10 protein-coding genes and 1 tRNA gene are annotated in these 15,660 nt (G+C 35.5%); 6 read left to right on the top strand and 5 right to left on the bottom strand.

What is annotated here, in order from left to right:
- Nucleotides 1–22: 22 nt before the first annotated feature.
- The gene (locus AAEO59_RS07610; RefSeq protein WP_341700136.1) at nucleotides 23–1,366 is read right to left on the bottom strand and encodes a right-handed parallel beta-helix repeat-containing protein; all 1,344 of its coding nucleotides are present in this window, start codon (nucleotides 1,364–1,366) and stop codon (nucleotides 23–25) included.
- A 99-nt stretch (nucleotides 1,367–1,465) separates the two neighbouring features.
- Complete coding sequence (locus AAEO59_RS07605; protein WP_341700135.1) at nucleotides 1,466–2,590, bottom strand: glycoside hydrolase family 88/105 protein; 1,125 nt, start codon at nucleotides 2,588–2,590, stop codon at nucleotides 1,466–1,468.
- A gap of 302 nt (nucleotides 2,591–2,892) precedes the next feature.
- Between AAEO59_RS07605 and AAEO59_RS07600 the strand changes: the two genes are divergently transcribed.
- Nucleotides 2,893–4,470 (top strand): glycoside hydrolase family 28 protein, encoded by a 1,578-nt coding sequence (locus AAEO59_RS07600; protein ID WP_341700134.1) that lies wholly within the window; start codon nucleotides 2,893–2,895, stop codon nucleotides 4,468–4,470.
- 84 nt (nucleotides 4,471–4,554) lie between these two features.
- Here AAEO59_RS07600 and AAEO59_RS07595 read toward each other — a convergent pair whose 3' ends face one another.
- Together AAEO59_RS07595 and AAEO59_RS07590 are read right to left on the bottom strand one after the other, a co-directional pair.
- Nucleotides 4,555–7,293 carry a glycosyl hydrolase gene (locus AAEO59_RS07595; protein WP_341700133.1) on the bottom strand — a complete coding sequence of 913 codons (2,739 nt, stop codon included), beginning with the start codon at nucleotides 7,291–7,293 and terminating at the stop codon, nucleotides 4,555–4,557.
- A gap of 179 nt (nucleotides 7,294–7,472) precedes the next feature.
- Nucleotides 7,473–7,554: transfer RNA gene (locus tag AAEO59_RS07590), tRNA-Leu, on the bottom strand.
- 113 nt (nucleotides 7,555–7,667) lie between these two features.
- Between AAEO59_RS07590 and AAEO59_RS07585 the strand changes: the two genes are divergently transcribed.
- Complete coding sequence (locus AAEO59_RS07585; protein ID WP_341700132.1) at nucleotides 7,668–9,056, top strand: dipeptidase; 1,389 nt, start codon at nucleotides 7,668–7,670, stop codon at nucleotides 9,054–9,056.
- 154 nt (nucleotides 9,057–9,210) lie between these two features.
- Entirely contained in the window at nucleotides 9,211–9,957 is a 747-nt protein-coding gene (locus tag AAEO59_RS07580; protein WP_341700131.1) for an energy transducer TonB, read from the top strand.
- A 44-nt stretch (nucleotides 9,958–10,001) separates the two neighbouring features.
- Here AAEO59_RS07580 and AAEO59_RS07575 read toward each other — a convergent pair whose 3' ends face one another.
- Nucleotides 10,002–11,360, bottom strand: coding sequence for a saccharopine dehydrogenase family protein (locus tag AAEO59_RS07575; RefSeq protein ID WP_341700130.1), 1,359 nt, complete (start codon nucleotides 11,358–11,360; stop codon nucleotides 10,002–10,004).
- A 458-nt stretch (nucleotides 11,361–11,818) separates the two neighbouring features.
- Here AAEO59_RS07575 and AAEO59_RS07570 point away from each other — a divergent pair, with 458 nt between their 5' ends.
- The 3 genes from AAEO59_RS07570 to AAEO59_RS07560 all read left to right on the top strand — a co-directional run bounded on the left by AAEO59_RS07570 (nucleotide 11,819) and on the right by AAEO59_RS07560 (nucleotide 15,547).
- Nucleotides 11,819–12,205, top strand: coding sequence for a DUF423 domain-containing protein (locus tag AAEO59_RS07570; protein WP_341700129.1), 387 nt, complete (start codon nucleotides 11,819–11,821; stop codon nucleotides 12,203–12,205).
- Between the two features lie 79 nt (nucleotides 12,206–12,284).
- Complete coding sequence (gene pckA, locus AAEO59_RS07565) at nucleotides 12,285–13,886, top strand: phosphoenolpyruvate carboxykinase (ATP) (protein ID WP_341700128.1); 1,602 nt, start codon at nucleotides 12,285–12,287, stop codon at nucleotides 13,884–13,886.
- Nucleotides 13,887–14,446: 560 nt separating this feature from the next.
- Nucleotides 14,447–15,547: a DUF4407 domain-containing protein gene (locus AAEO59_RS07560; RefSeq protein ID WP_341700127.1), complete on the top strand. Its 1,101-nt coding sequence runs from the start codon at nucleotides 14,447–14,449 to the stop codon at nucleotides 15,545–15,547.
- Nucleotides 15,548–15,660: the final 113 nt, after the last annotated feature.

Raw genomic sequence — 15,660 nt, 5'->3', positions numbered from 1 at the left:
ATTTCAAATTACATTAGCTTAATTATTTCTTACTTTCACTTTCAAAGCATCCTAAATCAGGTGATTTCCCATTAAACGCAAATCCAATATCAATTCCCGCATCTATTAAATCACTTGATGGAGCCAACTTTAAAAAATCAATATTAGGCAAATTTCCATCAGCTTGTCTGGGTGCCATCAATAATTTTTCGTCAATACTTAAAAAATCGGAAGCAGCAACCGAAACACTATTTAAATCAAAATAATTATTTTTTAGCACACAACGAGACTTATCAATGTTCGTTAATTCTTCCGAAACTGCTCCAAAACCTAAATTATTTACCATTTCGTGATTCCATCCTGGTCCATCGGTTCCAAAATCTTTTGGGTTCAAAGCCAAACAATTCACCATATTATAATTAAATCGATTTTTATATGCCGTGTTATTGTACCAATAATTCCCTTCTAAATGATGATTCGCATAAAATCCACTCTGTTTGTTTCTAACTGCCAGACAAAAACGAATGGTATTCTTGGGAATTGGAACAAATGCTTCCATTAACTCATTAAATGGTCTTTTTCCTTTTCCATATCCACCAGCTTTAAATCCGTTCCCATCAGCCCGACTTATAAATCCGGCTGAATAGCCATTGTAAAAAGCCCAACAATTTTCGATAACTACAGCTTCGGCATTGTTTATTAAATCAAATCCATCATCGCTATTAAACCAAGCTCTACAACCTCTAAACACATTATTGATATCACCTTTTTTAAGATGACAACCAAAACCATCCGTATTCCCGCCTTTTCCTCCTTCAGAAACCGAATCCCAGTTATTGTAAGCATCACAATTTAATATCAGATTATTAGAACCACTAAGCATATAAACCCCAATAGCCATATTATCATGTATTTTTAATTGTTCCAATGTATTATTGCTACCGCGAACCTCAAAACATTCCGATTGTGTATGTTTTTGAACCGTAACCTGAACACCCACAACTTCGATACCTTTTAAATGAATTTTATCGCCTTGAACCATAAAAGCAATCACACGACAATCCTTAGGTTTGATATTTTTATAATCAAAAAGAGGAATTTCATTTTGATAAGCCAAATAAGAAATTCCGCTTTTGTCTAACTTAGTAACATAAGCCCAAATACCTTTTTTTTGTGCAATTTGTTCCTCACGCATAGTATAATGCCCACCTCTTATATAAACCACATCACCTGAACTGGCTAATTCCTGAGCCCTTTTTATGGTTTCAACTGGATTTGCCATCGTTCCATCATTAGCATCGTTACCTTGAGGAGCAACATAAAAGTCTTTAGCCGACAAAAGAATGCTATTTAAAAAAATGAAGACGAGTAAAATTCTATATTTCATAATCATACGAATTAATAACATGGAGATTATTTTTCATTAAAAAGGGAAGTTTTCACAACCTCCCTTTTTAATCTCAATTCTCTTGCTTAGAAAACCGTTTTATTTCATCTTATAAATTTCAGATCCTGCTAACAAGAAACACCCCAATCCATAATCTTCAAAATCAGGGATTTTATCATACGATAAAGGTTGTCCGTCTTTTGGTTCTTTCCCTGTAGATTGTAAAAATCCTAAAAAACCATCTTTATGTAAACTCTCTGTCGTTAATGCTTTCCAAGCTTTTTCAATAACTGGTAAATATGTCTTTTTATCTAAAATACCATTGTTAATTCCGTAAGCAATTCCATAAACAAACAATGCTGTTCCAGAAGCTTCCTTCTCTCCAAAGTTAGTTGGATCATGCAAACTCACATTCCAGAAACCATCTGCACGTTGAATAGGCACTAAAGCTTTTGCCATTGCTTTTAAATCTTTTACATATTGTTCTCTGTGCGGTGCATTTTCAGGAATAATGGTTAATACTTTGGCCAATGCAGCAATTACCCAACCATTCCCGCGGCTCCAGTAACAATCTTCTCCGTTTGGTTCTTTGTAAGGAGGATCAAAGTCAGCATCACGCCACCATAAACCGTCTTTTGGATTAAACAATCCGTGGTCTCCATGGTTATTTCTGGAATACATATACATCTCGTACATTTTCTCAAAATAACGATTGTCTTTCTCTAAAACTCCCATTTTTGCAAAAACAGGCATCCCCATCTGAATGGCGTCAATCCATGACCAATCATCGTTTTGAGGTGTATTCAACAACATATTGATACACTGCTTGGTGTTTTTTAACTTCTTAGCATCTGGTTCAATATTGTACAAATCAATATAAGTTTGAGCTGCACAATAATCATCAGCATTTCTATTAGCATTCCCATTTCTAAAACCCCATTTATGGAATTCTGACCAGGAATAAGCATAATCATAATAAGCTTGTTTTGGATAAATTTCATGCAAAGCCATTAATCCTTCATAATACACACCACGTGTCCAAATATTACTTGGACGCTCTTTATTGGTCACAATTGTTTTACCAGTATCCGGCCATTTGTCCATGAAATATTTATTAGCCAATTCCATTTGCGACAAAACCTGCTTTTTATCAAAAGTGCTTTGTGCGTTCAAAACAGAATTAGATAACAACACAGCTGTAAAAATTAAAAGCAATTTTTTCATTATATCTTCTTTTTATATTAACAATATTTTCTCAATTTAAATTCAAAATAAAAAACAATCTGGTAAAAATAACTTTGAAAAGCCTATTTCCCATCCTGTTGCATCCTGCTAAATTAAAATTAATAATTAGTTTTTAAAGCCAGTACTGGATTGCTTAATATTTTATCAAATAAGCCCAACATAAAAACCACTTGAAATCAAACATTTGAGCAATTAATTTATAAAATAGTATTTTTACCTCAAATAAATTAGCATGCTTTTTGTGAATCAGAAAAAACATAAAAAGAATCAAATTCAATTAAATGAAATTAAAAACGATAACCGCAACAAGTTTAGCAATTCTAACATTATGGAGTTGTAAAACCAATAAAAACACAACCCCAACACACAAAGTAGCAATCCCTACCACAAACGAAGTAGGAGTAAAAATGCTTCCTGACGAAATCAAAGCTGTAAAAGCTCCTTTTAAAACAATCAATTTTACAAAACCTACATTCCCTTCCGAAAAAGTTGTACTAACATTATCAGCTACTGAATTAAACACAATCCGAATTCAAAAAACTATAGACGAATTAAGTGCTAAAGGCGGCGGAACTATTGTTGTCCCAAATGGAAAATGGATGACCGGAAGAATCCAATTGAAAAGCAACATTAATTTTCATTTGGAAAACGATGCTCAGTTAGTTTTCAGTGGCGAAATAAAAGATTTCCTTCCTGTGGTTTTTACCCGTATTGAAGGAATCGAAGTAATGTCGTTAGGCGCCTGTATTTATGCAAATAGTGCCACAAACATTGGCATAACCGGAAATGGGAAATTGATTGGCCCTCAAAAAGGTTCCATCCGTGATAATATTTTAACAAAAGATTTGATTGACAATGTTATTAATCCCAATACTCCTGTAACCGAACGAATTGTTGACGGAAAGCAACAAAACTGGATTTTTCCTCCTATGTTTATTTCGCCTATCAATTGTACAAAAGTGTACATCGAAGGAGTTTCATTAGAAAATTCGGCTTTTTGGAATGTTGTCCCTATTTATTGCGACAATGTAATTATCCGTGGTATAACCGTGAATTCGGTCAACACGCAACGTGGCGATGGAATTGACATTGAATCCAGCAAAAATGTATTAATCGAATACTGTAATTTAAGCACCGGAGATGATTGTTTTACCATGAAAGCAGGAAGAGGTGAAGACGGCATCAGAGTTAACAAAGCTACCGAAAACGTTGTGGTTCGTTATTGCTTAGCTCTAAAAGGACATGGCGGAATTACCTGCGGAAGTGAAACAGCCGGAATGATTCGTAATCTTTACGTTCATGACTGTGTATTTAACGATTCAGGTGTTGGTATCCGATTCAAAACCCGAAGATCTCGCGGTGGTGGCGGCGAAAACCTAATTTACGAGCGAATCAGAATGAATCTTGACCAAACAGCCATTAAATGGGACATGCTGGGCTCTTCAGGCAGTGTAGGTGACCTTGCCGAACGTTTACCGGCCAGAGCTATCAATAAACTGACACCAAAATTTAGCAACATTAGCATCAAAGATATTATTATTGAAAATTGCACGACTTTTGTAAAAGTTTTTGGAATTCCTGAAACCCCGGTAACTAATTTAACCATTGAAAACGCTACTGTAAATTGCAGCGAATTATTTAATGCTCAGGATCTTCAAAACGCCACTTTCAAAAACATAGACATTACGTCCAAAGACGCTACTTTATATTTCCTGGATGCGCGAAATATTGTTTTTGACCAAATCAATTTCAACACAAAAACCGCTCCGCAACTGGACGTTAAAGGCGACTTATCTAATTCCATTGTTGTTCGTTCGAGCAAAAACATGAAAGACACAAAATGGTTTAAAAAAGACTAATATTTTAAAAAGAAAAACTTCCTAAGCGACTCCATTCACAAGAGTACTTAGGAAGTTTTTTATTGTAAAAAATCAAAAGACAACTTAATTCTTATCGTTCTTTAAAGGCGTAATCGTAACCGGACCTTTTAATCCCGAAGGCATTGGAGCCCATTTAGTAGCATCAAATTTATTGTAATCTTTGTCTACCATATTGATTTCATAGAAAATCTTCCATTCTTTTCCGTGCATTTCCATATCACGGACTCTGTTAGCCGAAAGATTCGTTACCTGAATTTTTAATTCGTTATTTCTACTTTTCAATTTCCCTAATTCGATTGAAAATGGCACTGACCAAGCCGGACCAATGTATTTTCCATTCAGCCAAACTTTAGCACTTTCTCTCACATCACCTAAGTTTAGTTGCCAGTTTTTAGCTGCTACTTTTGGCTTATCAAATTGTAAAATATAAGTTGCCGTTCCCGAAAAAGCTTCGGCTTCCGGGCTTATTTTAGTCCAGGAATCTAACTTAGTTACTTTTGCAGAAGCTGGTAAAGCAGGCCCTCCTTTTTCAAAAGTTAAATTCCACTCTCCAGTCAAAGCAATAGGTTCCGATTGTGCTGTATAATAGTTCCAAGGTTTTTCTGAAGCGGTATTTTCTGTCTTAAGAAATAACGATTTCCCAGACTCTATCTTCACTTTAACCATGGTAATAGCTTCTTGTTTTTGAACTACCGCATTACCCGTTTTTCTGGTCAACGGATCTAAAATCAACACTTCTTTATTGGCCACAGCCAAAGGAATAAAACCTTCAATAGTTTTGGCAGTATGATTTACCAAATAGTAAATTTTCTCTCCGTTTAAATCTCTCTTAATAAATTTCAAACCAGTATTTACCAATGTTTCCGGCATTTCATTGGCTTCCGCCAAAGCCTTAAAGACATCGCTTACCGGCTCAACCATCATTGTATTAGAAGCAATCAAGTTGGCTAACTTTTGGTTTTGAGCTACATAATCTTTTAATCCCGGAACTGATTCTGGTAGACCTTCAAAAATCACCTTTGCTCCAGCTTTTTTCAAAGCAATTAATTTTTCTAAAGTAGCCAAAGGCATTTTATCACAATTAGGAACTACTAAGGTTTTATAGCTGTTCCCCGGCAAAACAATCAAACCATCCTTAACAGTAGCCTGAGCAATAAAGCTGTCGGAAATAAAATCTACTCCAAAGCCTTTTTCCATTAGCTTTTCGGTTGTATCATAAAATGAAGTTCCGTATAACCACTCTTTTAAAGAATGTATTTTGAACTGAAAAAATAAATTTCCTTCAAAACTTTTCCCCCAGGTATCATAAACCGGATAATACAACAAGGTACTATTATCAGGCTTTCCGGCTTGCAATAAAGATTGACAATTAGCAATATAAGAGAATAAGCCCGGAGCATCTTCCCAAATTGAATTATTCGCATTAAAATTTACCGAAGCATAGAATTTCCATCCCGGCCATTGGGCTTTTTTAGGAGAATAAGTTGAACCGTGTAGAAAAATATGGTTGATTCCGTTCAATAACAAATCTTCTGCTTCCGGTTTACATTGCGATAAAGCTGTTTTAAAGTGATCTCTCAACCAGGTAAAAGTTTCTGATGAAGTCAACGGCTTACCTGAAATATGAGCCGCCGAAGAAGAAAATTTCAACATCACCGGATCAGCATCACCATCTCGAATATCCTCTATTTCACGTCTAAATCCCGGGATATCATAAGGCATGGAGCCAAAAGTTTCACACTCAGGAATATCAGCCGAAGCATACAAATCAATCAAATTCCCAGGCGAACCATGAGCCTGCAACTTGGTTTTAAAATTTTTAGCATTCGCCCATTTGGTCCAAGGCACGTCAAATTTATTCAACAATAAATCAGAAATGGTTTCTCTGTAATCGCTTTTTACTCTGTTACCAATTTCCGATTCTTCTTTAACTAACAACTCTGGCAGGTATTTTTTCAAATCATAACCGCGACGTTTCTCAAATTCCTGTAAAAATAATGGAGTAAAATCGGTACCATAAACTTCAAAACTATCATTAAAAATGGCTCGCAACTTTCCTTCAAATCCCGTCAAGGCTTTATCAAAAGGAACCACATAAGCTTTAAGTGCTTCCTCTGAATAATGGTCTAAAGTATAGCCTTTCCCTCCAGGTGCAGCACGTTTTACCTGCTGCCCCGTTTTTCCGGCAAAAACAGCATACAAAGTATAAGATGTATTTAATGCTTCCCAATTCAATATATTCCCATTCAACTGTTTGGTTAAATCCACATAAGAACCATCAGCTCCAAAAGCCGTAACCGCTAGCAATTGTGCCGGTATTTTCTCTTTTTCCGGATTAGCTTTTATCTCTTTATTAAAAACTTCCTCTTTTTTAACATCATATTTTTCTACAACTAATTTAGTTGCTGCATAAGGAAGTGTTACCTGCGGACCTCCATAAGGCCATCCCGTACCCAGAACCATATCTACCTGTAATCCTAAACTATCAGCGGTTTTAATCGTATAGTTTAACATATCCATGTACTTAGGCGACAAATAATCGATAAAATTATTCTCTTCTCCTTTTACTCCATATATAGGCGTAATTTCCACTCCACCAATACCTACTTTTTGAAAATCAATCAAACTGGATTTTAAATTCGGTTTGTCTACCGCACTTCCCATCCACCACCATCTAGCCCATGGTTTATTTACATTTTTGATTTCCGGCCAGGCCGAACTAACTTCCTTTGATTGTGCAGTGGCATTTAAAGAAAATAGAACTCCAATAAAAAACGGGAAATAATGACTTTTAATCTTCATTGATTATATATTAAATGATATCGAACTGTAAATCATTTCAAAACAAAATACAGCTATCTGTTATAAATTTATTTAGCTTATAAAATTATTAAACGAGACTTTATCAAGTATCCTGTCCCGTCCTGTTAAAACCTGAAAAATAAAGGTATAAAAAAAGCCTCTCGATTGAGAGGCTTTTGTGCGGATAATAGGACTCGAACCTACACGCCTTGCGGCACCAGATCCTAAGTCTGGCACGTCTACCAATTTCGCCATATCCGCGCGTTATTGTGGGTGCAAATATAAGGATACTTTCGAATATTCAAAGCAAAAAATTAAAAAAAATTATAATTCTGTTTTTTGTATTTTTGAAACTATAAAACACATCTAAATCGATGAAAGAAATTAAAAATTTTATACACCAAAACAAAGAACGTTTAATCAACGAATTAATCGAATTACTTAAAATCCCATCCGTAAGTGCCGACACAGCTTACTCTCAAGATGTCATCGACACTTCTGAAGCGGTAAAACTAAGCCTTGAAAAAGCTGGCTGTGACAAAGTTGAAATATGTGAAACCGATGGTTACCCAATTGTTTATGGCGAAAAAATTATAGATCCTAATTTACCAACCGTTCTGGTTTATGGACATTACGATGTACAACCACCGGATCCTATCGAATTATGGACCTCACCTCCTTTTGAACCCGTAATCAAAACAACCGAACTTCATCCTGAAGGAGCCATTTTTGCCCGTGGTGCCTGTGACGACAAAGGTCAGATGTACATGCATGTCAAAGCCGTAGAATACATGATTGCTAACAACTGCCTACCTTGTAATGTAAAATTCATGATTGAAGGCGAAGAAGAAGTAGGAAGCGTGAACCTCAAAACTTTTGTAGAAAACAATACTGAAAAACTCAAAAACGATGTCATTCTGATTTCTGATACCGGAATGATTTCTAACCAACAACCTTCTATCACTACCGGTTTACGTGGTTTAAGTTATGTAGAAGTAGAAGTTACCGGACCTAACCGCGACTTACATTCCGGATTGTATGGTGGTGCGGTAGCTAATCCTATTAATATTTTAAGCAAAATGATTGCTTCATTGCACGATGAAAACAACCATATTACTATTCCGGGATTTTATGATAAAGTAGAAGAATTATCAATGGAAGAAAGAGCCGAAATGGCCAAAGCTCCTTTTGATATCGAAGAATACAAAAAAGCATTAGACTTAAATGATGTTTATGGAGAAGCAGGCTATGTTACCAATGAAAGAAATGCCATTCGCCCAACACTTGATGTGAATGGAATTTGGGGAGGTTACACCGGTGAAGGCGCTAAAACCGTTATTCCATCTAAGGCTTTCGCCAAAATTTCGATGCGTTTGGTCCCTAATCAGGACTGGGAGGAAATAACTGAATTATTTACCAAACACTTTCTGACAATTGCTCCTAAAGGCGTAAAAGTAAAAGTAACACCGCATCACGGTGGTCAGGGATATGTAACCCCTATAGACAGCATTGGCTACAAAGCTGCTAATATGGCTTACACCGAAACTTTTGGTATTCCTGCCATTCCGGTTCGCTCAGGCGGAAGTATTCCTATTGTGGCTTTATTCGAAAAAGAACTCAAAAGCAAAATCATCCTAATGGGATTTGGTTTGGATAGTGATGCCATTCACTCACCAAATGAGCATTTTGGAGTATTTAATTACCTGAAAGGAATTGAAACCATTCCTTTGTTTTATAAATATTTTGTAGAACTTTCAAAATAACACACTGTCAAATCGAGCGCAGTCGAGATTCATCATAGATTCAAAATCCGTTTATTCTTTTTAAGAGTAAGCGGATTTTTTTAATTCTTAAAAATAATTTTTTGTTGTTTTATTTGTTAAAATTGCAACTACAAATCCAATCAAAACCATAACAATGAAAACGGGAAAACTTATATTCAAAATCTTTTTTCTACTATCCATCTTACTAAGTTCTAAAAATACAATTGCACAATCTGACGATGTATTATACAGTACTGCCGGAATAGAAGTAAAACCAACCTTCCCAGGTGGAATAAACGAATTCTACCAATTCATTGGAAAAAATTTCCGAACACCTAAAGTTGAAGGACTACAAGGAAAAGTATATGTAACTTTTATTATCGAAAAAGATGGTTCAGTGACTGACATCAAAATTTTAAGAGACATCGGATACGGTACGGGTGAAGAAGCTGTTCGCGTACTTAAAGAATGCCCGAAATGGAATCCCGGCTTCCAAAACGGAAAAGCCGTTAGAGTTTTGTATTCATTACCTATAGCAATAAACACTGCAAACGAGACATCAACTAAGGGCCCCATCTACAATAAAGCTGGTATCGAATCACAACCTAATTTTATTGGAGGCGAGAAAAAACTAAACGAATACGTTAAACAAAATTTCAAAGTACCATCAGGTTGTCCTGAAGGCAAAATACCAGTAACTTTTGTAGTTGAACAAGACGGCTCATTATCAGACATCAAAATCTTATGGAATCTTGGAGTTGGTACAGGCGAAGAAGCTATTCGTGTACTTAAAAACAGCCCTAAATGGAATCCCGGATTAAAAAACAATCAAACAGTTAGAGTATTATATCATTTGATGATAACTGTAAAAGGAACTAAAACAACAACAACAATCTTTTAAAAAACAAAATCCGTTTATTCAATTGAGTAAACGGATTTGTTTTATCAACTATACTTATACCCCAAATACGGCATTGGCGTTTCTTTGAAGTGAATACCGTATTGTTCTAATTCCTTCAATACGGGTACATAGACTTCTTTACGTATCGGAATTTGAACGCCTGTAGTTTTTATTTTTCCGTTCAGGATTAATAAAGTTGCAATAGCAACCGGCAATCCTACGGTTTTAGCCATGGCAGTATAGGTTTGATCTTGTCCTATGCAAACCATTTGGGAATCCATTTGGACTTTTTTGCCGTCCAATTCATACCCAAACTTATGATACATCACAATCATGTCCTTGTCATCAGGCTGTAGTGTCCAACTATCGCCGAGTATTTTTTCTAAAATCTGAGCCGGAGTGGCATCTTTCAATCCTACGATTTTGTTATCATTGAATAAATCCAATTCCAATAATTTGTCCCACATAATATCGTCCTGATCGATTTTGAGTAACAAACGGGTTTTGATTTCTACGGAATCCGTAGGATGGTAAGGCAAAAAAGAATTCATAAACTGGCGGTAACTCATATTTTCGGAATTTTCCATTACATAAGAATCATCCGTCATGCCTAGTTGTACAAACATATTCCAAGCTTTAGAAAAACCTACTCTACGAATCGTACCGCGATAGAGTGTAAGCACATCGTCTAATCCATAAACACTTCGATATTTTAAAGAATCACGATTCGAGTAAGCTTCAAATTTCCCATAGCCTTCAACCTCTAAAAATTCGGTACGGCGAAACAAACTAGTGTACGGAATGTATTTATACGTACCTTCCTGAATAAATTTGGCTACTCCTCCCTGCCCTGCTAACACCACATTGCGCGGCGCCCAAGTAAATTTGTAATTCCAAAGATTCGTATCCGATTCGGGAGCTACGAGTCCGCCACAAAAGGATTCAAACAACAGCATTTTTCCGCCTTTTTCCCGGATTTCGTCAATCACTTTCATTGCGCTCATATGGTCGATTCCGGGGTCCAATCCTATTTCGTTCATGAAAATCAAATTGTTCTTTTTCACCTCTGTATCAAGCCCATGCATGGCATCGCTTATGTATGAAGCTGTCACTAAGTTTTTCTTAAAGTGAAGACAATCTTTGGCAATTTCGATATGCAAATGAGTTGGCAACATCGAAATGACAATAGTCGCTTTTTCAACTATAGCTCTTCGTTCTTTTTCATTAAAGATATCCAAAGCAATTGCAGTCGCATTAGGATGATTACTGGTTTTCTTTTGTGCCAGTTCCAAAGATAAATCGGCAATTACAAGATGCAATTGTTCTTCAGCTGATTTATTCAAAAGATACTGAATCAGCGAAGAAGCAGAACGACCGGCACCGATAATTAAAATCTGTCTCATAGCGGAAAAATTTAACTCAAAAATAGGGAAATGTTTATCGGAAGACAAATAACAATCATTTAAACTAATTTCCATCTATTAAACATCTAAAAAAAAATGGCTTAATTATTTTCTTTTTTGCTTGATCAAAAAAGAAACAAAAAAATCAAGTCTTACACTTCCTCGTCGGTCAAATAAGTTTTCGAAAGCTAAAAGAAAAGAACTGTTCATGAGTTAATATTTATTTTTTGGTATTCACGAATCTTCGATTTCGCTATCGCTCAAACAGCTTTTCTTTTTACGCATTCTTCAAACATTTGACACTCGACTGCGAAAGCTAAGGACGGCAGATATCATTTCAATTAATTTTCAAAAAAAATTCACAAAACTTTAGCATAATAACACCTAAACTAACCTCTGAAAAACTTTCGGATTCCTTTGATTTCAAATACATTTGTAGGTAACACAAACTTTAAAAAATGGACAAAAAAATATTTCAAACAGCGGCTTTATTAGGAATGATTGCAATTATTTTAGGTGCTTTTGGCGCACATGCATTAAAAGCTTTATTAAGCCAGGAACAATTAGCAACTTTCGAAACTGGTGTTCGCTACCAAATGTATCATGCTTTATTTTTACTACTCATAGGTAACATAACCACCATATCTGAAAAGACTAAAAAGCAAATCTACACTTTAGCGCTCACAGGGGTAATTTTATTCTCGGGCTCCATCTATTTATTAGCCACAAACTCACTAACACCTATCGATTTTAAAATTATTGGATTCGTAACACCTATAGGTGGTTTATTGCTAATTCTTTCATGGACTCGATTTTTTACGCATTTTTTTAACAAAAAATCATAAAATTGATTTTTTTACAACTTCAATAGTGTTGAAATAGCTACCTTTGTAGTACTAAAAACAAAACACATAAACAAGAACTATGGACAATAGCACTCTTTTCACGAAAACGATTTCGTTAAAAAATATCGGAATCGAAAACGCAAACGTTCATTATCAGTTAAGCGCTGATGAATTACATCAAATAACCATTGAAAAAGGTCAGGGAATCGAATCTTCAACAGGAGCTTTAGCCATCAATACAGGTGAGTTTACAGGTCGTTCGCCTCAAGACCGATTTATTGTTAAAGATGCTATTACGGAAAATGAAGTTTGGTGGGGAAATATCAACATTCCCTTTTCACCGGAAGCATTTGACAAATTATACAACAAGGTATGTTCCTATCTTACTAACAAAGATGTTTATGTAAGAGATTCTTATGTTTGTGCCGATTCTAATTACCGTTTAAATGTTCGTGTTGTAACAGAAACGGCTTGGGCAAATTTATTTTGCTACAATATGTTCTTAAGACCTGACGAAAATGAACTAGCCAATTTCACACCGGAATGGACCGTAATTTGTGTTCCAAGTTTCATAGCTGATCCTGCTGTTGACGGAACAAGACAAGGAAATTTTGCTATTTTAAATTTCACCAAAAAAGTAGCCCTTATTGGAGGAACAGGATATACAGGAGAAATGAAAAAGGGAATTTTTTCGGCTTTGAATTTCATTTTACCTGTTTTCAAAAATACGCTTCCTATGCACTGTAGTGCTAATGTGGGCAAAGATGGTGAAACTGCAATTTTCTTTGGACTTTCAGGAACTGGAAAAACCACGCTTTCTGCTGATCCAAACCGAAAACTAATAGGAGATGACGAGCACGGATGGACTAATGAAAATACCGTTTTCAACTTTGAAGGAGGTTGCTATGCCAAAGTGGTGAACTTAAGCGAAGAAAACGAACCGGATATTTTCAGAGCCATTAAAAAAGGAGCGCTTTTAGAAAATATTGTTTTCAAAGAAGCTTCTAATGAAGTGGATTATACTGATATTTCTATCACTCCTAATACTCGTGTGAGTTACCCAATTGACCATATCGACAATATCCAACCAGGATCTATAGGACAAAATCCTAAGAATATCTTTTTCTTAACTGCAGATTCTTTTGGAATCTTGCCTCCAATTGCCCGTTTAACACCAGGCCAGGCAGCTTATCACTTCATATCAGGATATACTGCTAAAGTTGCAGGAACTGAAGCAGGTGTAACAGAACCTCAACCTAACTTCTCAGCTTGTTTTGGAGCACCATTTATGCCGTTGCACCCAACAAGGTATGCAGAAATGTTAAGCAAAAAAATGAAAGAAGCTAACGTAAAAGTGTGGTTAATCAACACCGGTTGGACCGGAGGTCCTTATGGAACTGGTAGCCGTATGAAATTAAAATACACACGCGCTATGATAACCGCTGCTTTGAATGGAGAATTAGACCATGTGGAATATGAAAACCATAAAGTATTTGGAATTGCAAAACCACAAAGTTGTTCTAATGTACCTAGCGAAATCTTAAATCCAAGAGACACTTGGGAAGACAAAGATTTGTATGATATTAAAGCTGTAGAATTGGCACAAAAATTCAAAGCCAACTTTGCAAAATTTGAATCTTATGCAAATGATGAAATTTTAGAAGGCGCTCCGGAATTTTGAAATAACTTTTTGGATGAAATTATCAAAACGTCAGTTCGAGTGAATTTTCAGAAAATGCCATAGCTTTTTCTGAAAATTTGTATCGAGAACCATTTTTAAATAAAAATACCAATGGTAATTTTTTTCGCATAATGAAGTAGAGAGAAAAATTAGATTTATTAATTTTCTTTTTTGCTTGATCAAAAAAGAAACAAAAAAATATTCATACTTTATTATTGTTTTTTGGTATTTATGAATCTTCGATTTCAAGTCTTGCGCTTTCTCGTCGGTCAAATTAGTTTTCGAATGCTAAAAGAAAAGAACTGTTCATGAGTTAATATTTATTTTTTGGTATTCACGAATCTTCGATTTCGCTATCGCTCAAACAACTTTTCTTTTTACGCATTCTTCAAACATTTGACACTCGACTGCGGAAGCTAAGGACACACGAAAATTATCATCGAAAACAATAACAACTTTTCTCACCCAAAACACCATAACCAAATACATATCAATAATTTACACCAATATTCATTTTTTGGCGTTAAATTTGTAATCAATACAAAGCTAAAAAATCAATCATGTTAAAATCATTTTTCATCCTCTGCTCTGGAGCTGACAAAAACCTTCTTGAAGGCTGCTCTGAAGGGGAACAAACCAAATATGTAGGTATTGGTGCCACCGTATTTTTTACTGCAGTTATGGCTTTTTTGGCAAGTGCATATGCGCTGTTTACGGTATTTGAGAGTATTTATCCGGCTATAGCTTTTGGAATCGTTTGGTCTTTGCTCATATTCAATCTCGACCGATTTATTGTATCTACCATTCGGAAAAGAGAAAGTTTTAAAAGCGAATTGCTGCAGGCAAGTCCACGTATTGTATTGGCTATAATTATTGCTATCGTAATTTCAAAACCTTTAGAAATTAAAATTTTCGAAAAAGAAATCAATACGGTTTTGCTGAAAGAAAAAAACGCCATGGCTTTGAACAATAAAAAAGAAGTAGCCAATTATTTCAAAACGGATTTGGACAAAAACAAGGCGGACATCGACAGTTTGAAATCAGAAATTAGCAAAAAAGAAAAAGAAGTCAACGCCTTATACGAAACTTATATTGCAGAAGCCGAAGGAACGAAAGGCACGATGAAACTGGGTAAAGGTCCTGTTTTTAAGGAAAAAATTGCTAAGCATAATTTGGCTTCCGCCGAATTAGATACTATTCGAAAAAACAATTTGGCGAAAATTGCTGAAAAAGAACTGCTAAACAAACAACTCCAAGCCGATTTAGATAAAAAAGTAACCGAAACCCAACCCATCATTGATGGTTTTGATGGTTTGATGGCACGAATTAATGCTTTGAGCAAACTACCCTCATTGCCATCTGTATTCATTATGCTGTTATTCCTTGCTATTGAAACTTCACCTATTATTGCGAAACTATTATCACCAAAAGGTGAATACGATTTCAAATTGGAAGATTTAGAAACCGCTTTAAAAACAACTTTAGAACAGGATAAATACCAACGCAGTTTACTTGTAAAAACAAGCGCTGAAATGCACGATAAAGTATATGCTGACATTGCTAACGACAAGCAATTATATGATTTGCAACGAAAAAATGCCTCTGATTTACTCGAAATGCAATCCAACAATTTCTTAGAAAAACAAAAGAAAACTTTATAAAACACAGAACCCGATAACTGGAAAGTTTCGGGTTTTGTGGTTTTAGTTGTTTTTATTAGGATCGAACGCGAAAGGATTCGCGCACGAGCGGGGAAACTCTAGCTGTTTTGGGC

This window comes from Flavobacterium flavipallidum, from assembly GCF_038289905.1.
Classification (GTDB): domain Bacteria; phylum Bacteroidota; class Bacteroidia; order Flavobacteriales; family Flavobacteriaceae; genus Flavobacterium; species Flavobacterium flavipallidum.
Note: the sequence above shows the minus strand (reverse complement) of the source record. Positions and strands in the feature narration are given on the sequence as shown.